Origin of the sequence: Pseudomonas sp. YJ42 (assembly GCF_047225135.1) — a bacterium.
Classification (GTDB): Bacteria; Pseudomonadota; Gammaproteobacteria; order Pseudomonadales; family Pseudomonadaceae; genus Stutzerimonas; species Stutzerimonas stutzeri_E.
Genome location: NZ_CP178378.1, coordinates 2,244,326 through 2,263,807, shown reverse-complemented (window position 1 = coordinate 2,263,807; position 19,482 = coordinate 2,244,326). Strand labels below are relative to the sequence as shown.

The window sequence follows — 19,482 nt, the reverse complement described above, 5'->3', positions numbered from 1 at the left end:
ATTAACGGATGCGTATGCGTCGTCACCATTACCAGCAGGAAGAAGACACCGGCATCGATCTGACGCCGATGCTCGACGTGGTCTTCATCATGCTGATCTTTTTCATCGTCACCAGCTCGTTCATCAAAGAGTCCGGCGTCGAGGTTCAGCGGCCTCAGGCCGACACCGCCAGTGCGCAGGATAAGGGCAACATTCTCATCGCGGTCACGGCAGATGGTCAGGTCTGGATCGACAAGCAGGCCGTGGATGTACGCAGCGTGCGTGCCCATGTCGAACGCATGCGCGTCGACCAGCCGGAGGGCGCCGTGGTGGTCCAGGCCGACCAGGATGCACGTACCGGTCTTGTCGTCCAGGTTATGGACCAGGCGCGTCTGGCCGGGGTCCAGGACGTGGCGCTTGCCGCTACGTCGGGAGCGCCGTGATGGTTCGTGGGTTGACCCGCGTCGGGGTGTCCTTCGTCGCTGCCTGCGTGGTGGCGCTGCTGTTGTTTGCGCTGATGCTGAGCATGGTCAACCCGCCGCGTAACGAGGTGACGGACGATCCAGTAGCCATCGCCAATTTCGTGCGTATGGACAATCGAGACGAAAGTGCGGCGACGCGCTCGCGGCAGCAGGCACCACAACCGCCGCAGCCGAAGACGCCGCCGACGCCCACGCCGCCGACACCGAGTATGGCCAGTCCCAGTGCCAATCTGCCCAAGCTCGATCTGCCGCTGCCGAACATCGATACTGGCGTCTCGGTTGCCAGCGCGCCGGCACCGAGCCTTGCCGGGCTGACGGCCGCGTCCGCCCCAGCAGCACCTCCAGCGCCGGCGGCCCCTTCGGCCGACGAGACGGCAGGCCAGTCCGGCCCCGAGCAGGAGGTCATGCCGCTCAACGATGTGCGTCCCGAGTACCCTTATCGGGCACGTCAACGCGGCATCGAAGGCCACATCAAGCTCGCCTTCACCATCACGGCAGCGGGCAAGGTCGAAAACATCCGGGTACTGGACGCCTCGCCGCCGAATGTCTTCGACCGCGAAGCACGTCGTGCCGCCGCTCGCTGGCGCTTTACGCCGCGTACCGAGAACGGCTCCGCGGTATCGCGCGAAGCCGTCAAAACCCTGCATTTCCGCCTGCAAGGAGAACGCTGACATGCCCCGTTTGCTGTTACTGATCTCGTTGTTGTTCGCTCTATCGGCTCAAGCCGCCCAGAGCATCGATCCTGGCGTATTCAAGGCATTGGAACGCGCGCAAAGCGCCCAGGAGAGAGGGGATTTCGGCGCCGCGCGAAGGGCGCTCGAGCAAGCCGAAGCCAAGCCAGGTAGCGCCGAAGAGGCACTGCTATGGCGCAGCCGCGCTTATCTGGCTTGGGCGCAAGGCAACAACCGGCAGGCCCTCGAATTACTCGAGAAAGCGATAACCAGCGGCAAGCTGGACGAGTCGATACTGACGAACGAGCGGCTCAACCTGGCGAAGCTCAATCTGATCGAGCATCGCTACGACAAGGTGATCAGCCTGCTGGGCTCGCCTGACCAGGCGAACGAAGAAGTCCTGCAGATGCTGGTCCAGGCCTATCAGGGGCTTGGGCAGCACGCCAAGGCACTGCCGTTGGCAGAGCGCTATGTCCAGGCCAACCCCAACGCGGCCGATACCTGGTTGCAGTTCCTGGTGGCCGGCAACGCCGAGTTGAAGCGCTACGAAACCGCCGAACGCTGGCAGAGCCGACTGCTTGTGCGTCACCCTAATCAGGTCAAGAGCTGGCGTCAGTTGGCGAGCTTGCAGCAGATGGCAGGTGACGAGGACAAGGCGCTCGCGACCCTGCGTGCCGCCCATGTCAAAGGGCTGCGTTTCAGCGAGGCGGAGCTGGACAATCTGGTGCTGTTGGCCGGGGCCGCTGGCCAACCCTGGCAAGGCGCGAAACTGCTCAAGGGCATGCTCGAGTCGCGTCTGCTGCCCAGCGATGCCACGCGGCGTGAACGTCTGGGCATGCTCTGGTGGCAAGCGCGTGAGCGCTCGGAAGCGGTGCAGATTTACCGCGAGCTGGCGACACAGTCCGGCAACGCCAAGCTCTGGCTGAATGTCGCGCAGCTGGAGCTGGAGCAAGCTCGCTGGCAGGCCGGCCTCGATGCGCTGAAACAGGCCGAGCGCGCCGGCGCCGAACGCCGCAAGGTGCGGGCCTGGCGGGACTGGGCCGAGGGTGAGCTGAGTTTCGAACGGCAGCGCCAGATTGCAAGTGTTCGCTAAGTCCAGTGCATGGAGTCGCCCGGCCGGGTGACTCCGCGCTTCCTGATGCTGCTCCGGCCTCGGTAGCTCGATCTATCGAGGACCCGGGGCCGGCGGCGACCCTTACTCCAGCTCGTAGAGATAGATCTTCTGGGCTTCCATGCGATAGCCCGCCTCAGCCAGTTCGCTACTGGCGTGCTCGACTTTCAACGGGCCCTCGATCCAGAACGGCTGATACAGCTCATCAACCTTGACGCCCAGTTCGCTGGTTGCATGGACGATCTGGTTCGACGGCGGCGGTGGTACGTGGATGCAGGCGCCGAAATAGGGTACCAGTAGAAACTCGATTACCCGCCCATCCTCGCCGACCTCCAGCGGCACGATATATCCCGGCAGTTTGACCTGCACGCCATCGAGTTCTTTGACCACTGGCTCGGCAGGCGATTGCTGAGCCGCTGCCGGGCCCGCTTCGGCTGCCAGCACATCGGCCAGCTGGGACATGTCATGCATCGCTATGGGGGGTGGCGGCGGAGGCGCATCCGCCGGAATCAGGTCCGACCACTGCAGTTCGCGGACATCGGCAGCGGCGAAGGGGGCCGCAAGGGCGAGCAGGGCGGCGAACAGCAGGCGAGACATGGAGTTCCTCATAGTCTGATCGACAGGCCGTCGGCCAAGGACTGCCGGTAGGCGCGCCAGGCCGGCACGCCACCCATCAGCAGCCCGGCCAGCAGTATGCCGGCAAGCAACGACCACTCATAGGCGCTGGGCAACGCCAATGGCAGGTAGAGTCCATAGTGACTCTGCAGCGGACCTTGGGCGGCCGCAATCGCGGCGTACAACAACAGCAGGCCGAACAACACGCCTGCCAACGCCAGGCTGAACGCCTCAAGTATCAGCAGTCCGGCGATATGCCAGGGACGTGCCCCCACCGAGCGCAAAATCGCCATTTCCCGACGTCGCTCGTTGAGGCTGGTCAGGATCGCCGTAAGCATGCCGATCAATCCGGTCAGTACGACGAACAGCGATACCACGAACAGGGCCTTTTCCGCGGTGCCCATCAGGCCCCAGAGCTCTTGCAGGGCAACACCCGGGAGAATCGCCAGCAGCGGCTCGCCGCGATACTGGTTGATTTCGCGCTGCAGGCTGAAGGTGGCGATCTTGCTGTTGAGGCCGAGCATGAAGGCGGTGATCTGCTTGGGCTGCAAATCCATATGACGCGCCTGTGCAGCGTCGATGCGCGCCGCGCCGCGCGCCGGCATGCCGTTCTGCCAGTCGATGTGCAGCGCTTCCATGCCGGCCAGATTGATATGCAGTGTGCGATCCACCGGAGTACCGGTGCGCCGTAGAATGCCGACTACGTGAAACGGCTTGTCGTCATGCTTGACCAGGCTGACCGTGGCGACGCCATGCGCCAGCACCAGCTGGTCGTCCAGCTTGTATTTCAGCGCTTCGGCCACTTCGGCGCCTAATACCACTTCGAACGGGTCTTCGGCGAACGGCCGACCTTGCGCGAGTTGCAGCGGTTGCTTACGCCCGTAGCGGTAGTGTTCGAAATAGGCGCTGCTGGTGCCCATGACGCGATAGCCGCGATGGGAATCACCCAGCGAGATGGGAATGGCCCAGCTGACCTGCGGGTGTCGGGCAAAGTGTTCGAAGCTGTCCCAGCGAATGTTGTTGGTCGCGTTACCGATGCGGAACACCGAGTACAGCAACAGATTCACCGAGCCGGAACGGGCGCCGACGATCAGGTCGGTGCCGCTGATGGTGCTGGCGAAACTGGCTCGGGCTTCGGTGCGCACGCGCTCGACGGCCAACAACAGGCATACCGAGAGGGCAATGGCGAAGACGGTGAGCAGGGCGGTGAAACGGCGGTTGTTCAGGCTCGCCAACGCCAGGCGCAACAGGTACATGGCCTATATCTCCGGGGTGCGAGCGGCGCGGTTGAGGTCCGCCAATGACAGGCTGCGGTCGAATAGCGGCGCCAGACTCTGGTCGTGGCTGACGAACAGCAGGCTCGATCCGGCCTCCCGGCATTCGGCGAAGAGCAGTTGTAGGAAGGCTTCCCGACTGTCTGCGTCGAGTGCCGAAGTGGGCTCGTCGGCGATCACCAGCTCTGGCTGGCCAATCAGTGCGCGTGCGGCAGCGACGCGCTGTTGCTGGCCGATCGACAATGCTTCGGCACGTCGCTCGAGCAGGCTCTTGGATAGTCCGAGATGCTGGAGCAGGCTTGCCGTTGCTTGCGCAACGCTGCCATGCCGCTGACGGGCGCGCTCGGCGCGAGCCTTGGAGAAGTGACAGGGCAAGCCTACATTCTCGGCCACCGAGAGAAACGGCAGCAGGTTGAACTGCTGAAAGATATAACCGGTGTGGTCGACGCGAAAACGGTCCCGTGCGCCGGCCGAGAGCGCCGCGAGATCGCTGCCAAGCAGGCGAACCGTCCCGCGCTGCGCTTTATGCACGCCGCCAATCAGTCCGAGCAAGGTGGTCTTGCCGCTGCCGGACGGGCCCTTGAGGAACAGGCTCTGGTTGCGTTCCAGCTTGAAGCTGGGGATGTCGAGCAGTTCTGCCTGGCCGGGCCAGGCAAAACCCAGGTGGTGGAGATCGAGCAAGGGTGCGGTCATCGAGATGATCCGTTTCAGGCGAGCCGGTGAGTTTACTGCGTCGGGCCGGGCGGCGGCAGGCCACGGGGGTCAGAAGGTCGCGCGCGGCTGGCTGGCGTCAAGTTGTGCGCCGCGTTGCCCATTCGGGCCGATCAGCTGAGCCTGGATTTTCTTAGTGCCGGGAAAAGCCTTGAACAGTTCCTGCAGGTCGAGTGCTTGAATCGTTTGGGGTGTGGCGCAATCAAAGTGGTAGTGCGCGTGGATCTCGCTGTGCTGACCTTCCTGATCATCGTCGTGCTCGTGCTCGTGCTCGTGCTCGTGCTCGTGCTCATCGCCATGATCATGGTCATGAGCTGCGCCTTCGAACAGTGGGCTTTCCAGCCCGGTTTCGACCAGTTTGCAGTTTGCCGCGGCTGGCAGCCCAAACAGCGTATCCGGTTGTTCCAGCCATTTGCGGGCGTCGGCGATCTTGCGCTTGTCCGCGTCGCTGCTCGGCGCGTGTTCGAAGCCCACTAGGTTCATCGCCGGGCTACGCAGTTCGATTTCCAGCGTCGAGCCTTCCAGCGCGGCGTCCAGCTCGGCGGCGCCGTGCTCATGGGCGCCGAGGCTGTCATGGTGATCGTGGTCATGATCGTGATGTTCGGCGGCCAGAGCGAAACCGGGCAGCAGGGCGAAGGGCAGGGCAAGCAGCAAGCGGCGCATAACGAACTCCAGTTGAATTGTTGGTTACGTTATAACAAAAAATGACGCTGGCTAGCCAGCCTGCTTGGAGCGTGGGAGCATGCCATCCGGAACGTTCAGGAGAGTGGGGATGATTCGAATTCGTGGGTATGTAGGCGAATGGCCGGTTGACCTCAGCATCGAGATGGATGAGCACGACTGGACACAGCTGGCATCCCAGCTGCGTACGTCAGAGGTTGCTCCGGCTCAGGCGCAGGCCGATCCGCACTGGCTGAATGCGCAGCAGCTGCTGCGCGATGCAGGGCGAATGGATGGACCGCAGTTGCTGGCGGAGCTGGAAGCGCTGACGGGCAGTGCGCAGGCGGGCAAGCGCTTGCTGGTGCGCCTGCGCCACAGCGCTCAGGTGAAGATTGACAGCGGAGGCGACGCACCGGTGTACCGCTGGGTCGGCTGACGGCGCTGACCACGACCGGATTAGAGTCGTTGCGCCTGGAACGTATCGCAGCGTGCCGGCTCGCCGCTGTCGAAGCCGGTGCGGAACCATTTCACCCGCTGTGCCGAGGTGCCATGGGTGAAGGCATCCGGCACCACGCGACCCTGACTCTGCTTTTGCAGACGATCATCGCCGATGGCGTTGGCGGCGTTCAGTGCCTCCTCCAGATCGCCTTCCTCGAGCCAGTCATGGCGCTGTTGGGCATGGAAAGCCCAGACACCGGCGAAGCAGTCGGCCTGCAGCTCTTGGCGAACCAGCAAGCCGTTATCCCCTTCCATGCGTGCCCCGCGTTGACGTGCCGCCTGCATCTGCTGCGAGACACCTAACAGAGTTTGGACGTGATGACCGACCTCGTGTGCGATGACGTAGGCCTGGGCGAAATCTCCGGCGACGGAGAAGCGCGAGGCCATTTCGTCGAAGAACTGCAGATCGAGGTACACCTGCCGGTCGCCCGGGCAATAGAAGGGGCCGACCGCCGATCTGGCGAAGCCGCACGCTGAATTGACTCCGCCGCGAAAGAGCACCAGCGTTGGGTCGCGGTATTGCTCGCCGGACTGCTGGAACAGTGCGCGCCAGGTGTCCTCGGTGTCACCTAGAATGGCCTGGACGAATGCCACTTGCGGGTCGTCGCCGCGGGCTGGCGTGGTGCTCTGCTGAGTGGGGCCGGAGCCGGTCTGATTGGCCAGCTGACCGAGGATCTGCATGGGGTCCTGACCGGACAGCAAGCCGATCACTACCACGACAGCCACCCCGGCCAGACTCAGGCGCCCGCCACCAATGCCGCCGCTGCGCCCCCGGGCATCTACTACGTTGTCGCTGCGACGTGCTTTCTTCCAACGCATATACGAATCCCTTTACAGGTGTCTGCCGCTGGGTAGACCCGATATGCCGCCCGTTAATTCAGCAAGCGCTTGGCGTTTCGTCTATTTCTCGATCAGTTCGCCGGGTAGTCGGCCAGCACCGATTCCTTGCCCTGGTTGCTCAGCCCGATCACCTTGAAGGCATCCTTGCGGTCGCCCATCTCCATGCCCGGCGAGCCCATGGGCATACCGGGCACTGCCGCGCCGATCAGCTCCGGTTGAGCACGAAGTTTGAGGATGTCGCGGGCCGGGACATGCCCTTCGACGAACTTGCCGTCGATCACGCCGGTGTGGCAAGAGCCCAGCCGCTGCGGCACGCCGAGGCGGGTCTTGACCGCGATCATGTCGGCCTCGACGTGGTCGTTGACCTGAAAACCGTTGTCTTCGAGATGCTGGATCCATGCGCGGCAGCAGCCGCAGCTGGCGTCGCGGTGAACGTCGATGGCGATGGGTTCGGCTGCCTGAGCCAGGCTGGCGAAGAGGGTAGTGACGAGTAGCAGATGGCGCATGGTGTTTTACTCCGGCGAACTCACTGCAGAATACCGCCAACCGGGCACGTGGCCCAAGTGCCCTCCCATGTGCGATCACCGCACCACTACCGCGGTCCTGCGGGCGAACCAACGCCCGCCGCTTCGGTCGGATGTCTACCGTGGTACGGAGCCGCTATCAGGAGAGTTTTCGATGCGTTTTGCCCGTTTCGTTCTGGTTGCCCAGGCCGTGATCATGATCGGTTTCAGCCTCGCCTACTGGCTGCGCCCTTATGAGATGGCCAATCTGAACGGGATGCTGTTGATGGAGACCGCCTCGGTCAGCCATATGCGTGTCTATTACGGCGGATTGCAGCTGGGTATGGCGTTGTTCCTGATCTGGGCGATGCGCGAGCCGGAGCGCGCCAGGGCGGCGCTGGTCATGCTGGTTATCACCATGCTGGCATTGGCCGCTGGACGGCTGGGATCATTGTGGCTCGATGGCGGTGAGCTGATCGGCTTCGATCTAGCCTCGTTGATTTACCGGGTATGCGCTGCACTGCTTGCCGCGGTTGCGCTGCTGTTCATGCGCGAGCGAGCAACACCTGAAACACCGGCGGAGCGGGTCGGGCCGCCGACCCGTCGGCTGGTGGACGAAGCGCCGCAGCCGTTCCGTCTGGGCGATGCCCGGCCGGAGCCGGAACCGCCGACCGAGCCGATGCCGTTTCGCCGTGATGATGCAGCGCCCTGATGCTGGCTGGATCACGTCCCGGCTGGCCAGTTACCTAATGTCCGTAGCCATTACTTCCATTCAACGATCTGATGCTGACATTCACGTCACCGCGTAGCACCCAGGATGACGGGGCACTCGAGCCGATCATCGCGTGCCCCTGCGTTCTGCTTCTTCGCATGCTGTTCCGCCAGGGTTGCCGGAACGCCTCCCGCGGCTTCGAACACGGAGCAAGGTAGCGACTATTAGCGGGCTGCCGCGACCCTTGGCCGCAACCCGCAGCAGGTCGCTGCGCAAACGGCTAGGGTAGGTGGAAACACCCCGACGGGGTGCCCCCGGTCCCGCGCAGGTTCGGCCTGCCGCTATTTTCCTCGGAGCTTGGAGCCATGGCTCACCTACCCCAGAACGAATTCCAGCCGCCCCTGAGCGCCTGCGGTTGCGACATCAGTGGTCTTAAACCTGTGGACGAGGCGATCGATGAGTTGCTCGCCCGCGTCCCGCCGTTACCCGCGGTGGAGCGTGTGGCGTTACCCGATGCTCTCGGTCGGGTGCTGGCGGAGTCGCTGAACGCGCCATTTTCGATACCGGCGTGGGACAACAGTGCAATGGACGGCTACGCGCTGCGCGCCGCCGACCTGCCCGCCGAAGGCGGCTGGCTGCCGCTGCTCGGGCGCATCGCCGCCGGCGATTCGGCCGATCAGCACCTGCCGGTGGGGCATGCGGTACGCATCTTCACCGGCGCACCGCTGCCGCCGGGCGCCGACACCGTGGTGGCCCAGGAAGACTGCCAGATCGAGGTTGACCGCGTGCGGCTTCCGGCGGTCAACCTGGGCATGCATGTGCGCCGCCGGGGTGAGGAGCTGGTGACCGGTGCGCCGGTGCTGCAGGCCGGCAAGCGCTTGCGACCGCAGGAGCTGGGACTGCTGGCGAGCCTGGGCGTGGCCCGGGTTGCGGTCTATCGACGGCTGCGCGTCGGCCTGCTCTCCAGCGGCAACGAACTGCGCGAGCCGGGCGAGCCGCTAGCGCCCGGGCAGATCTACAACGCCAACCGCTACGCGCTGCTCGGGGTGTTGCGCAGCCTCGGGCTGGAGGTGCACGACTACGAAATCCTCGTCGACGAGCTGGCCGCCAGCCGCGACGCTCTGGCGCTGGCTGCCTCTGAGTGGGACGTTCTCATTACCTCCGGTGGCGTCTCGGTTGGCGAGGAAGATCATCTCAAACAAGCGATTCGGGAGCTGGGCGAGTTGCACCTCTGGCGCCTGGCGATCCAGCCGGGCAAACCGCTGGCGTTCGGTGAGGTCAACGGCAAGCCGTGGATCGGCCTACCGGGCAACCCGGCGGCGGCGCTGATCACTTCGCTGGTGGTGGCTCGGCCGTTCCTGCTCAGTGCCCAGGGTTGCACCGAGGTGCTGCCCAAGCCGCTGCACCTGACCGCCGGCTTCGTCTGGCGCAAGTCGAACAACCGCCGCCAATACCTGCGCGCGCGGCTGGAGCAGGTCGATGGCGAGCTGCGCGTGTGCCTGCACCCGCGGCAGGGCTCGGCGATGCTGACCTCCGCTAGCTGGGCGGAGGGCTTAGCGATCGTCGAGCCTAACCGCACGCTGGAAGCGGGTGAGACGGTGGAGTATCTGCCGTTCAGCGAACTGCTCGGCTGAGACATGAAAACGCCCGGTCGATGATGAGTCGACCGGGCGTTTTGCGTCTGCGCTTCAGGCCTGGTGGCGCTGCGGCAGCATGCGCAGCAGGGTGCCGTCGTGGCGCACGTAGTGATGGAACAAGGCTGCCGCCGCATGCAGGCCGATCAGCCAGTAGCCGGCCACCGCCAGCGTTTCATGCAACTCCTTGAACTCACCGGCCAGCTCCTTGTTGGCGCCGATCAGCGCCGGAAGTTCGAGGCCGAAGAAGGGAATCGGCTTGTCCGCCGCGCTCAGGGTCAGCCAGCCGAGCAGCGGCAGGCCAATCATCAGGCCGTACAGCGCCAGGTGCACCAGCTTGGCCAGCGCGCGTTCCCAGCCCGCCCCGGCGACTGCCTTCGGTGCCGGACGCAGCCATCGGGTAAGCAGGCGCAGCCAGACCAGTGCAAACACCGTCAGACCCAGCATGAAGTGCCATTGCTTGAGCACTTCGCGCGGTTCACTGCCCTTGGCGAAATTGCCTTTGAGTTCGATGGTCGCGTAGACCGCAGCGATAAACAGCACCATCAGCCAGTGCAAGGCGATGGACAGCCGCCCGTAGCGTGCCAGTGGGTTCAAAACAGTCATTTCACACACTCCGAGTAGGGGATTTCGCCAGTCTAGGGTGACAGGCTTAAGCAAACCATTGGCGAATGGCCGTTTCGCCTGCGGCGGACGGTCGCGGCGTTGCACGAGTCGATCACTGCGGCGGCCAAAGCCTTGCTGTTGCCCACCAGATAGGAGATCTGCGCCAGGCCGTCGGTATAGATCGGCTCGAAAAACCAGCATGTCCCCACCTCCGTAACGGCTCAATGGTTACGAATGTGGAAAGCCAGCGGGTTACCGGACGTTCACTCGGCGATCACCTGCGAACCAGCAGCACGCCTGACTCCATGTGGTGCGTGTAGGGAAACTGATCAAACAGCGCGCAGCGCTCGATGCGGTGGGTGTCGTGCAGCTGGGCAATATTCGCCGCGAGGGTTTCCGGGTTACAGGAAATATAGAGGATGCGCTCGAAGCGGCGGGTCAGTTCGCAAGTGTCCGGATCCATGCCGGCGCGGGGCGGGTCGACGAAGACGCTGCCGAAGTTGTAGCTCTTCAGTTGGATGCCGGCCAGGCGGCGGAACGGGCGCACTTCGTTCAGCGCTTGGGTCAGCTCTTCAGCGGACAGGCGTACCAGGCTCACGTTGTCGACGCCGTTGTCGTCGAGGTTGGCCAGGGCAGCATTAACCGAGGATTTGCTGATCTCGGTTGCGAGTACCTTGGGCACACGCGTTGCCAACGGCAGCGTGAAGTTACCGTTACCGCAATAGAGCTCGAGTAGGTCGTCGTCTCGTTCTCCAAGCACGTCGTAGGCCCAGTTCAGCATCTTCTGGCACACGTCGCCGTTGGGCTGGGTAAAGGCGCCTTCGGGTTGCCGGTAGCTGAAGGTGCGGCCGGCAACGGTCAGCTGCTCGGTGACATAGTCGCGGCCGATGACGATGCGCTTGCCCTTGGAGCGGCCGACGATGCTGGCGCCCAGGGCAGCGGCCAGCTGCTCGGCTTCGGCCTGCCAGGCGTCGTCCAACGGCCTATGGTAGGCGAGGGTGATCAGCGCATCGCCGGAAAGCGTGGTGAGGAACTCGACCTGGAACAGCTTGAAGCTCAGGGTCTCGCTGGCTTTCCAGGCGGCTTTGAGCTGCGGCATCAGTTCATTGATGCGACGGCTGGCGATGGGGAACTCGTCGATCAGAATGGGCGTGTGCTTGTCGCCCTGCTCGAACATTGCGTAGTGACGCTGGCCGTCCTCACGCCACAGGCGAAATTCGGTGCGCAGCCGATAGTGTTCACGTGGCGAGTCGAAGACTTCCGGGGCGGGTGCGTCGAAGGGCGCCAGCAGCTCAACCAGCCGTGCGGCTTTCTCGGCGAGTTGGGCATCGTAGGTGGCGGGGTCGAATTGCGGAGCGCTCATGAAGACTCTTGGGAAAATTGAATGAATCGTAGGGTGGATCGGGGCGCGCAGCTGACGCTTTACCCATCCACCGTTACCGCACGGCAGGTGAATGATGAAAGCATCATCGTGCCCATGGCGCTATCAGCCGGCAAACCAGCCCAGCTTGATCACGAACAGGATCGAGAGGATCCACATCGCCGGGCTCAGCTCACGCCAGCGGCCGGCGAGCAGCTTGATCGCAGTCCAGGCAATGAAGCCGAAGGCGATGCCGTTGGCGATGGAGAAGGTCAGCGGCATGGCCAGCGCGGCGATGGCCACCGGGGCGGCGACGGTAAGGTCTTCCCAATCGATGTTGGCGAGGCTGCTCATCATCAGCACGGCGACGAACAGCAGCGCCGGTGCTGTGGCGTAGGCGGGCACGGCACCAGCCAGCGGGGCGAAGAACAGGCTGAGCAAGAACAGCAGGGCGACCACGCAGGCGGTCAGCCCGGTGCGGCCACCAGCGCTGATGCCAGCGGCCGATTCGATGTAGCTGGTGGTGGTCGAGGTGCCGAGCGCGGCGCCTGCCATCGTCGCGGTGCTGTCGGCCAGCAACGCACGGCCGAGGCGCGGCATGCGATCGTCCTTGTCCAACAGGTTGGCTTTCTGCGCCACCCCGATGAGGGTGCCGGAGGTGTCGAACAGGTCGACGAAAAGGAAGGCGAAGATGACGCTGAGCAGGCCGATGTCCAGCGCGCCCGCGATATCCAGCTGCAGCAGGGTCGGCATCAGCGATGGCGGCATCGAGACAACGCCGTTGAGTTCGGAGAGGCCAAGGACGATCGACAGGGCGGTGACTGCCAGAATGCCGATCATCACAGCGCCGGTCACCTTGCGGTAAGCCAGCGCGGCGATGAGGAAGAAGCCCAGGCAGGCCAGCAATGGGCCGCCGGCGGTCAGGTCGCCGAGGCCCACGAGCGTGGCCGGGTTATCGACGACAATTCCGGCATTCTTCAGCGCGATGATCGCCAGGAACAGGCCGATACCGGCCGCGATACCGGAACGCAACGCCAGCGGGATGCTGTGGATGATCCATTCGCGGATCTTGAAGATCGACAGCAGGAAGAAGATCGCACCCGAGAGGAACACCGCGCCCAGCGCCGTCTGCCAGGTGTAGCCCATGGTCAGCACCACGGTGTAGGTGAAGAAGGCGTTCAAGCCCATGCCCGGTGCCAGGGCGATCGGGTAGTTGGCGACCAGGCCCATGATGGCCGAGCCGATAGCGGCGGCCAGGCAGGTGGCGACGAACACCGCGCCGTGATCCATGCCGGTTTCGGCGAGGATGCTCGGGTTGACGAAGAGGATGTAGGCCATCGTCAGGAAGGTGGTGAGACCGGCGAGGATCTCGGTGCGCAGCGTGGTGTTGTGCGCCTTGAGTTGGAACAGCTTCTCCAGCATGGTCAATCCTCGTGTGTGCCGGTCAGGGGTTGGCGGTTGGTCTGCCTGCCTCTCTGGGCAGTTCATTCGCTATAGCAAAGCCTATCGAGGCCTTGCCCGCAAAAGCCGCGCATCTTACACCGGCCCTGCATCGGGTTGAATTTTCCGTTGCGTGACTGGTGGGTTCCGGCTGATCGGCTGCTGCGCTATGGTCGGCGCCATCGATACAACCCCTTCATTGAGAGCACATTGGCTGAATGAGTGAGAAAAAATGAGCGGCATGACTGTGCGAGGAAACCGATCCGCTTGCCATAGGAATCCCTTTGCATACGGCACTCGCCAGCAGGTCGCGGCAGGGCGGCGTTGTGCCTGATTCGACTGAGGGCGTTTGCGCCATTGTCCTGGCTGCGGGACAGGGCTGCCGGTATCGCGAACATCGCGACGAGGACAAGTTGCTCGCGGCCAGCCGTGACGTCAGCGATGCGCCGCCAGTGCTGGCCGAGACCCTGAACGCCCTGGCCGGGATGACCGAGCGGTTGTTGGTGGTCACCCGCGACGACAACCCTGGGCTGCTGGCCTGGCTCGAATGCCACGCTGGTAGATTCGACGCGGAAATCCTGGCAGTGCGGACCAATGGCCTTGGCCATAGCCTGGCGCAGGCGGTGGCGCACCGGTCGGCTCGTCGTGGCTGGCTAGTGGTCCTGGGCGACATGCCCTACGTGCGGCGCGACAGCATCGCCCGCATCGTCACTGACATTCAGCCGCAACGGCTGGTGGTGCCGACCTACCAGGGTCGCCGCGGCCATCCGCGGGGGATTGGTGCCGACTATCTCCATCGCTTGCTCACGCTGGAGGGTGATCGAGGCGCGCAGGAGCTGTTCGCAAGCGCGGCGGTGGAAGAGATCGAACTGAACGATCCGGGCGTGCTGCAGGACATCGATCGCCCGGAAGACCGCCGTCACCGTTGAATTTTTCCCATGATCCGCCCGGCGGGCCAAGTGAGATCCCGTCGGTCATGAATGCCCGCGCGGTGCTTGGCTCTTCCGGGCTTCGCCGCCCTCCGCCCGCCACCCCGGCTGAACATTCTTTCGCCTGTGGCAGTCGTACCCCCTAGACGCACGGACAGCGCACCCAATGCCTGAGGTCTTCGGCAAACCTGCACAGAACAGGTGCCGGACGGCCCCCAACCGTGAGGCTGCCATGAGCGAAACATCTTCTCCCGCAGGTGGGATCGCCGCCTGCCCGATCACCCTTGAGTTGAACGGCCAGACCCGCCAGGTCGAGGTATATCCCTGGGCCACATTGCTCGATCTGCTGCGCGAACAGCTGCATCTGACCGGCACCAAGAAAGGCTGCGACCACGGCCAATGCGGCGCCTGTACGGTGTTGCTCAACGGCAAGCGGATCAACAGCTGCCTGACCCTCGCAGTGATGCACGACGGTGCCGAGTTGACCACCATCGAAGGCCTGGCCCAAGGCGAGGTGCTGCATCCGATGCAAGCCGCCTTCGTCAGCCATGACGCCTTTCAGTGTGGTTATTGCACGCCCGGGCAGATTTGCTCGGCGGTCGGGTTGGTGGCTGAAGGCCACGCACAGACCCGCGATGAGCTGCGCGAGCAAATGAGCGGCAACCTCTGTCGCTGCGGCGCCTATCCGAACATTCTCGCGGCGATCGAAGAGGCTATGCCACAGACCCGCGATCGCCTCACGGCTGTGCGGGAGGTGAAGCCTTGAATCCGTTCAGCTACGCACGTCCGGTTGCCATCGATGAAGCGATCGGCCTGTTCCGGCCGAACAGTCGTTACATTGCCGGCGGGACCAATCTGCTCGACCTGATGAAGGAAAACGTCACCCGTCCGGAGCAACTGATCGACATTACCCGGCTGCCGATGACAGATGTCGAGGAGACGGCTGAGGGCGGGCTGCGCATCGGTGCGCTGGTCAGCAATGCTGATCTGGCCTGGCATCCGCTGGTGCAGCAACGCTACCCGCTGCTGTCCCAGGCGATTCTCGCCGGCGCTTCGCCACAGCTGCGCAATATGGCCAGCACCGGCGGTAACCTATTGCAGCGCACCCGTTGCTACTACTTCTACGACAGCACCACACCGTGCAACAAGCGCGAGCCTGGCAGCGGCTGCTCGGCGCGCGATGGGCTCAATCGCATCCATGCGATTCTCGGTCACAGTCAGGCGTGCATCGCGGTGCATCCGTCCGATATGTGCGTGGCCCTCGCCGCTCTGGAGGCGGTGGTGCAGGTACAGGGCCCACAAGGCGAGCGCCGTATCGCTTTTGCCGACTTCCATCGACTACCGGGTGACACGCCAGACCGCGACAACACACTGGTCGATGGCGAGCTGATCACCGCGGTCGAGCTGCCGGCGCAGGGTTTCTCTGCCCACAGCAGCTACCTCAAGCTGCGTGATCGCGCTTCCTATGCGTTCGCCCTGGTGTCGGTGGCAGCGGCGCTGGAGATGGATGGTGCCGGCATTCGCAACGCCCGCATCGCCATGGGCGGCGTAGCGCACAAACCTTGGCGCAAGGCCGAAGCGGAGGCGGCGCTGATTGGCAAGGGGCCCGGCGAGGCCGCCTTCACAGCTGCGGCGGGCATCCTCCTCGAGGGTGCCAGCGGCTTCGAACACAACGCCTTCAAGATCGAACTGGGCCGGCGCGCCATCGTGCGTGCCCTGAGCGATGCCGCCAAAGGAGACGCCCGATGAAACCAGCCACTTCTCCCTTCGGCCAGCCCATCGATCGAGTCGACGGCCCGCCCAAGGTGACCGGCCAGGCGCAATACGCCGCCGAATTCCATCTGCCCGGTTTGCTCTACGGCAGCGTGGTCAACAGCAGCATCGCGCGCGGACGCATCGTCTCCATCGATGCCAGCGCAGCCGAGGCGGTGCCCGGCGTCAAGCTGGTGCTGACTCACCAGAACCGCCCACCGATCGCCAGTTACGACGAGCCGTACGAAGACGACGATGCCGCCGAGGGCTCGCCGTTCCGGCCGCTGTATAACGATCACATCCTCTACAGCGGCCAGCCGATCGCGCTGGTGGTCGCGGAAAATCTCGAACTGGCCCGTTATGCCGGCAGCCTGGTGCGGGTGGAGTACGAGCAAGAGCCGCATCGGACCGATCTGCTCAGCGAACTGGACACCATGCACAAGGCACCGGCCGAGCTACCGCCGGTCCGCGGCGACGTGGATGCCGCCCTGCGCGGCGCCATGCTCAGGCTCGATCTCAAATACAGCACGCCGGTCGAGCACCACAACCCGATGGAGCCGCACGCATCCACCGTCCACTATTTCCCGGAAGGCAACCTGGAGATCCATGACAAGACGCAGGGCGTGCAGAATTGCATGCGCTATCTCGAAGACGTGTTCGGCATGAAAGGCCGGATTCGGGTGCTGTCGCCTTTCGTTGGCGGTGCCTTCGGTTCCGGGCTGCGCCCGCAATATCAGCTGACGCTCGCGGTGATGGCGGCGCTGAAACTGCAGCGCTCGGTGCGCGTTGTGCTCAAGCGCCAGCAGATGTTCACCTTTGGCTATCGACCGCGCACCCTGCAGCGCATCTCCATCGGCGCTGCACCCAACGGGCAGTTGGAGGCCCTGACCCATCAGGCGATCGGTCAGACGTCGAGCTTCGAGGATTTCACCGAGCATGAGGTCGAGTGGTCCGGGATGCTCTATCAGTGTCCCAATGTGCGGCTGGATTACCAGCTGGTGCCGCTGGACGTCTACACCCCGCTGGACATGCGCGCGCCGGGCGCGACCATCGGCGTCTACGCACTGGAATGCGCGATGGATGAGCTGGCCTATGCCGCCGCCGTCGATCCGCTGGCGCTGCGCCTGACCAACTATGCCGAGCGCAACGGCAACGAGGGCAAGCCGTACTCCAGCAAGGCGCTGCGCCAGTGCTACGAGCAGGGCGCCGAACGTTTCGGTTGGTCACGTCGCTCCATGGAGCCGCGCAGTATGCGCGACGGCAATCAACTGATCGGCTGGGGCATGGCCACCGGCGTTTGGGAGGCGATGCAGATGCCGGCCAGCGCCAAGGCCTGCATGGAGCCCGATGGTCGGTTGGTGGTCAGCAGCGCCACGGCTGACATCGGCACCGGTACCTATACGGTGATGACCCAGATCGCGGCGGCGGCCATGGGGCTGCCGCTGGAGCGTGTCGAGTTCCGCCTGGGGGATTCCAACTTTTCCCAGGCGCCGCTGGAAGGCGGATCGGCGACCGTGTCCTCGGTCGGCAGCGCCGTGCAGCAGGCCTGCGAAGGGTTGCGTCAGAAGATACTGGACGCGGCTCAGCAGTCGCCGGTATCGCCATTTACCGGGGCCAAGCTCGACGACGTTGAGTTTGTCGAAGGCCAGATGCGGCTGAAGGCCACGCCCGCCCACAGCGTAGAGGTCGAGCAGATCGTTGCCGTCAGTGGCGTGCTCGAGGCCGAGGCGAGCGTCAAGCCCGGAGAGGAGCGTAACGCCTATTCCACCGCCACGCACTCGGCGGTATTCATCGAAGTACGGGTTGATGAGAACCTGGGTACGGTCAAGGTCAGCCGGGCGGTGAGCGCCGTGGCCGCCGGGCGGGTAGTCAATTCCAAGACCGCCGGCAACCAGATCGTCGGTGGGGTGGTGTGGGGCATCGGCCAGGCCCTGCATGAGGAAACCATGATTGACCACGCATTAGGTCGTTACATGAACCACAACCTGTCCGAATATCACGTCCCGGTGAATGCCGATATCGGTGAGATCGACGTGATTTTCGTCGAGGAGAAGGACGAAATCGTCAACGCGCTCGGCTCCAAAGGCGTCGGCGAGATTGGCATCGTCGGTGTCGCTGCAGCGGTCGCCAACGCGATCTATCACGCCACTGGCAAGCGGGTGCGGGATTTGCCAATCACCATGGATAAGCTGTTGTAAAAGGCAGGGCGGCGGAAGGCTTCGCCGTTTTCCACCCTACGGTTGGGCATCAGTATGTAGGGTGGACCGGGCGGCGCTCCGCTTCAGCCCCCAGCGAAGTCCAAGCTCTAAAAACGGGCGCGAGGGGGGTACGTTATTCCGCCTCGTTTCGACGTTAATCCAGATCGCGGTGCAACTGGTCGCGGTTGGCCAAGGTTGGGAAGAGTTTCATCCAGGTGCCGGTGATGATCAGCGTTCCGACCCCGCCGATCACTACAGCTGGCACCGTGCCGAACCAGTGTGCGGTCAGGCCGGATTCGAATTCGCCGAGCTGATTCGACGCGCCGATGAACAGTCCATTGACCGCGCTGACCCGGCCGCGCATGGCGTCCGGCGTTTCCAGCTGCACGAAGGCGCCGCGTATCACCATGCTGATCATGTCCGCCGCGCCGAGTATCACCAGCACGCCGAGCGACAACCAAAACGAGGTCGATAGGCCGAAGGCGATGGTGGCCAGGCCGAATACCCCGACGGCGGCGAACATCACCCGACCGACCTGCCGGTTGATTGGATATCGCGCCAACCAGAACGACATCAGCAGTGCGCCCACCGCTGGCGCCGAGCGCAGCAGCCCGAGGCCCCAAGGCCCGGTGAGCAGGATGTCCTTGGCGAACACCGGCAGCAGCGCCGTGGCACCACCGAGCAGCACGGCGAACATGTCCAGCGAAATGGCACCGAAGATGTCCGGCCGGCTGCGGATGAAGCGCATGCCGGCGAGCAGGTTGTCCATCGCCGGGCCGGTCTGTTTCGATGGGGCCGGGCGTTTCGGCAGGCTCAGCATCAGGCTGCAGGCCAGAGCGAAGAGGAGTGCCACCGGGCCATACACCCACAAGGGGCCGATGGCAAAGAGCAACCCGCCAAGCGCCGGGGCGACGATGGTCGCTGTCTGCATGGCCGAAGACGAGGCGGCGACCGCCGCCGGAAACAGCTGCGTCGGCACCAGACTCGGCAGTAACGCCTGGGTAGCAGGACCTTCGAAGGCTCGCGCGGTGCCCAGCAGGAAAGCTAGCACGAAGATCATTTCCCGCGTCACCCCGAGCCCCCCGGCACCGAGCACCAGCGACAGGGCGATCAGGCCTTGCAATCCCTGACACAACGCGGCGACCCGGCGGCGATCGAAGCGATCGGCGACATGCCCGGTCCAGAGGATGAACAACAGACGCGGAAAGAACTCGGCCAACCCCACCAGGCCGAGATCCAGCACGCTGCCGGTCAGTTCGTACATGTGCCAACCGATGGCCACCGCCAACATCTGAAAGCCGCTGGCGGTGAATACGCGCGCAAACCAGAACTTGATGAAGGGGCGTTGGTGGCGCAGCAGGAGTTTGGCGTGGGTCGACATCAGGCAAGCGCAAGAACGGCAGGGCCGGGCAGATTAGCACGCAGCCAATGCACGCGAGGCTCGCGTTTGACGGTGGCGTTCGTTGTTCGCACCGGTTCGATCATTGCTGCTACCGGCCCAGCCTAC

General features: G+C 64.1%; 20 protein-coding genes. 10 read left to right on the top strand and 10 right to left on the bottom strand.

Annotated elements, in window-relative coordinates:
- Positions 1-8: 8 nt before the first annotated feature.
- Genes ACL0K2_RS10195 through ACL0K2_RS10185 form a run of 3 tightly spaced genes read left to right on the top strand, consistent with a single transcriptional unit; the run spans position 9 to position 2,225 of the window.
- Positions 9-422, top strand: coding sequence for an ExbD/TolR family protein (locus tag ACL0K2_RS10195; protein WP_021210047.1), 414 nt, complete (start codon positions 9-11; stop codon positions 420-422).
- Entirely contained in the window at positions 422-1,132 is a 711-nt protein-coding gene (locus tag ACL0K2_RS10190; protein WP_045160607.1) for an energy transducer TonB, read from the top strand. The genes ACL0K2_RS10195 and ACL0K2_RS10190 overlap by 1 nt, the downstream gene beginning before the upstream one ends.
- Position 1,133: 1 nt before the next feature.
- The gene (locus ACL0K2_RS10185; RefSeq protein ID WP_413044349.1) at positions 1,134-2,225 is read left to right on the top strand and encodes a tetratricopeptide repeat protein; all 1,092 of its coding nucleotides are present in this window, start codon (positions 1,134-1,136) and stop codon (positions 2,223-2,225) included.
- A gap of 102 nt (positions 2,226-2,327) precedes the next feature.
- On the opposite strand, the gene ACL0K2_RS10180 is transcribed toward ACL0K2_RS10185, so the two are convergent.
- The 4 genes from ACL0K2_RS10180 to ACL0K2_RS10165 all read right to left on the bottom strand — a co-directional run bounded on the left by ACL0K2_RS10180 (position 2,328) and on the right by ACL0K2_RS10165 (position 5,506).
- Positions 2,328-2,840, bottom strand: a complete 513-nt coding sequence (locus ACL0K2_RS10180) for a DUF3299 domain-containing protein (RefSeq protein ID WP_413044348.1) — start codon at positions 2,838-2,840, stop codon at positions 2,328-2,330.
- 8 nt (positions 2,841-2,848) lie between these two features.
- Positions 2,849-4,114 (bottom strand): ABC transporter permease, encoded by a 1,266-nt coding sequence (locus tag ACL0K2_RS10175; protein ID WP_239612138.1) that lies wholly within the window; start codon positions 4,112-4,114, stop codon positions 2,849-2,851.
- Between the two features lie 3 nt (positions 4,115-4,117).
- On the bottom strand, positions 4,118-4,825 hold the full coding sequence (locus ACL0K2_RS10170; RefSeq protein ID WP_413044347.1) for an ABC transporter ATP-binding protein: 708 nt from the start codon (positions 4,823-4,825) through the stop codon (positions 4,118-4,120).
- Positions 4,826-4,894: 69 nt separating this feature from the next.
- The gene (locus tag ACL0K2_RS10165; RefSeq protein WP_413044346.1) at positions 4,895-5,506 is read right to left on the bottom strand and encodes a DUF2796 domain-containing protein; all 612 of its coding nucleotides are present in this window, start codon (positions 5,504-5,506) and stop codon (positions 4,895-4,897) included.
- A 109-nt stretch (positions 5,507-5,615) separates the two neighbouring features.
- On the opposite strand from ACL0K2_RS10165, the gene ACL0K2_RS10160 reads away from it, so the two are divergent.
- Positions 5,616-5,939 carry a hypothetical protein gene (locus ACL0K2_RS10160; protein ID WP_045160614.1) on the top strand — a complete coding sequence of 108 codons (324 nt, stop codon included), beginning with the start codon at positions 5,616-5,618 and terminating at the stop codon, positions 5,937-5,939.
- Positions 5,940-5,959: 20 nt separating this feature from the next.
- On the opposite strand, the gene ACL0K2_RS10155 is transcribed toward ACL0K2_RS10160, so the two are convergent.
- The gene (locus ACL0K2_RS10155; protein ID WP_239612140.1) at positions 5,960-6,820 is read right to left on the bottom strand and encodes a neutral zinc metallopeptidase; all 861 of its coding nucleotides are present in this window, start codon (positions 6,818-6,820) and stop codon (positions 5,960-5,962) included.
- A gap of 92 nt (positions 6,821-6,912) precedes the next feature.
- Complete coding sequence (locus tag ACL0K2_RS10150) at positions 6,913-7,347, bottom strand: DUF411 domain-containing protein (protein WP_045160616.1); 435 nt, start codon at positions 7,345-7,347, stop codon at positions 6,913-6,915.
- A gap of 172 nt (positions 7,348-7,519) precedes the next feature.
- On the opposite strand from ACL0K2_RS10150, the gene ACL0K2_RS10145 reads away from it, so the two are divergent.
- Complete coding sequence (locus tag ACL0K2_RS10145) at positions 7,520-8,056, top strand: DUF4345 domain-containing protein (RefSeq protein ID WP_413044345.1); 537 nt, start codon at positions 7,520-7,522, stop codon at positions 8,054-8,056.
- Positions 8,057-8,457: 401 nt separating this feature from the next.
- On the top strand, positions 8,458-9,690 hold the full coding sequence (gene glp, locus ACL0K2_RS10140) for a gephyrin-like molybdotransferase Glp (RefSeq protein ID WP_413044459.1): 1,233 nt from the start codon (positions 8,458-8,460) through the stop codon (positions 9,688-9,690).
- 54 nt (positions 9,691-9,744) lie between these two features.
- On the opposite strand, the gene ACL0K2_RS10135 is transcribed toward glp, so the two are convergent.
- The 3 genes from ACL0K2_RS10135 to ACL0K2_RS10125 form a co-directional block, all read right to left on the bottom strand.
- On the bottom strand, positions 9,745-10,296 hold the full coding sequence (locus ACL0K2_RS10135; RefSeq protein WP_413044344.1) for a cytochrome b: 552 nt from the start codon (positions 10,294-10,296) through the stop codon (positions 9,745-9,747).
- 274 nt (positions 10,297-10,570) lie between these two features.
- Complete coding sequence (gene trmA, locus ACL0K2_RS10130; RefSeq protein WP_413044343.1) at positions 10,571-11,659, bottom strand: tRNA (uridine(54)-C5)-methyltransferase TrmA; 1,089 nt, start codon at positions 11,657-11,659, stop codon at positions 10,571-10,573.
- Between the two features lie 123 nt (positions 11,660-11,782).
- Positions 11,783-13,078: an NCS2 family permease gene (locus ACL0K2_RS10125; RefSeq protein WP_413044342.1), complete on the bottom strand. Its 1,296-nt coding sequence runs from the start codon at positions 13,076-13,078 to the stop codon at positions 11,783-11,785.
- Positions 13,079-13,422: 344 nt separating this feature from the next.
- Between ACL0K2_RS10125 and ACL0K2_RS10120 the strand changes: the two genes are divergently transcribed.
- The 4 genes from ACL0K2_RS10120 (at position 13,423) to ACL0K2_RS10105 (ending at position 17,975) form a co-directional block, all read left to right on the top strand.
- Positions 13,423-14,025 carry a nucleotidyltransferase family protein gene (locus ACL0K2_RS10120; protein WP_413044341.1) on the top strand — a complete coding sequence of 201 codons (603 nt, stop codon included), beginning with the start codon at positions 13,423-13,425 and terminating at the stop codon, positions 14,023-14,025.
- A gap of 232 nt (positions 14,026-14,257) precedes the next feature.
- Positions 14,258-14,791 carry a (2Fe-2S)-binding protein gene (locus ACL0K2_RS10115; RefSeq protein WP_413044340.1) on the top strand — a complete coding sequence of 178 codons (534 nt, stop codon included), beginning with the start codon at positions 14,258-14,260 and terminating at the stop codon, positions 14,789-14,791.
- Positions 14,788-15,774 (top strand): FAD binding domain-containing protein, encoded by a 987-nt coding sequence (locus tag ACL0K2_RS10110; RefSeq protein WP_045160622.1) that lies wholly within the window; start codon positions 14,788-14,790, stop codon positions 15,772-15,774. Before ACL0K2_RS10115 ends, ACL0K2_RS10110 begins: the two co-directional genes overlap by 4 nt.
- Positions 15,771-17,975 carry a xanthine dehydrogenase family protein molybdopterin-binding subunit gene (locus ACL0K2_RS10105; RefSeq protein ID WP_239612144.1) on the top strand — a complete coding sequence of 735 codons (2,205 nt, stop codon included), beginning with the start codon at positions 15,771-15,773 and terminating at the stop codon, positions 17,973-17,975. The genes ACL0K2_RS10110 and ACL0K2_RS10105 overlap by 4 nt, the downstream gene beginning before the upstream one ends.
- 154 nt (positions 17,976-18,129) lie before the next feature.
- Here ACL0K2_RS10105 and ACL0K2_RS10100 read toward each other — a convergent pair whose 3' ends face one another.
- Complete coding sequence (locus ACL0K2_RS10100) at positions 18,130-19,356, bottom strand: MFS transporter (protein WP_239612145.1); 1,227 nt, start codon at positions 19,354-19,356, stop codon at positions 18,130-18,132.
- Positions 19,357-19,482: the final 126 nt, after the last annotated feature.

Coding starts and splice junctions, on each gene's coding strand:
- ACL0K2_RS10125 (WP_413044342.1), bottom strand. CDS start 13,078: ATGCTGGAGAAGCTGTTCCAACTCAAGGCGCACAACACCACGCTGCGC.
- ACL0K2_RS10175 (WP_239612138.1), bottom strand. CDS start 4,114: ATGTACCTGTTGCGCCTGGCGTTGGCGAGCCTGAACAACCGCCGTTTC.
- ACL0K2_RS10155 (WP_239612140.1), bottom strand. CDS start 6,820: ATGCGTTGGAAGAAAGCACGTCGCAGCGACAACGTAGTAGATGCCCGG.
- ACL0K2_RS10105 (WP_239612144.1), top strand. CDS start 15,771: ATGAAACCAGCCACTTCTCCCTTCGGCCAGCCCATCGATCGAGTCGAC.
- trmA (WP_413044343.1), bottom strand. CDS start 11,659: ATGAGCGCTCCGCAATTCGACCCCGCCACCTACGATGCCCAACTCGCC.
- ACL0K2_RS10160 (WP_045160614.1), top strand. CDS start 5,616: ATGATTCGAATTCGTGGGTATGTAGGCGAATGGCCGGTTGACCTCAGC.
- ACL0K2_RS10195 (WP_021210047.1), top strand. CDS start 9: ATGCGTATGCGTCGTCACCATTACCAGCAGGAAGAAGACACCGGCATC.
- ACL0K2_RS10135 (WP_413044344.1), bottom strand. CDS start 10,296: ATGACTGTTTTGAACCCACTGGCACGCTACGGGCGGCTGTCCATCGCC.
- ACL0K2_RS10180 (WP_413044348.1), bottom strand. CDS start 2,840: ATGTCTCGCCTGCTGTTCGCCGCCCTGCTCGCCCTTGCGGCCCCCTTC.
- ACL0K2_RS10115 (WP_413044340.1), top strand. CDS start 14,258: ATGAGCGAAACATCTTCTCCCGCAGGTGGGATCGCCGCCTGCCCGATC.
- ACL0K2_RS10145 (WP_413044345.1), top strand. CDS start 7,520: ATGCGTTTTGCCCGTTTCGTTCTGGTTGCCCAGGCCGTGATCATGATC.
- ACL0K2_RS10150 (WP_045160616.1), bottom strand. CDS start 7,347: ATGCGCCATCTGCTACTCGTCACTACCCTCTTCGCCAGCCTGGCTCAG.
- ACL0K2_RS10100 (WP_239612145.1), bottom strand. CDS start 19,356: ATGTCGACCCACGCCAAACTCCTGCTGCGCCACCAACGCCCCTTCATC.
- ACL0K2_RS10190 (WP_045160607.1), top strand. CDS start 422: ATGGTTCGTGGGTTGACCCGCGTCGGGGTGTCCTTCGTCGCTGCCTGC.
- ACL0K2_RS10165 (WP_413044346.1), bottom strand. CDS start 5,506: ATGCGCCGCTTGCTGCTTGCCCTGCCCTTCGCCCTGCTGCCCGGTTTC.
- ACL0K2_RS10170 (WP_413044347.1), bottom strand. CDS start 4,825: ATGACCGCACCCTTGCTCGATCTCCACCACCTGGGTTTTGCCTGGCCC.
- ACL0K2_RS10185 (WP_413044349.1), top strand. CDS start 1,134: ATGCCCCGTTTGCTGTTACTGATCTCGTTGTTGTTCGCTCTATCGGCT.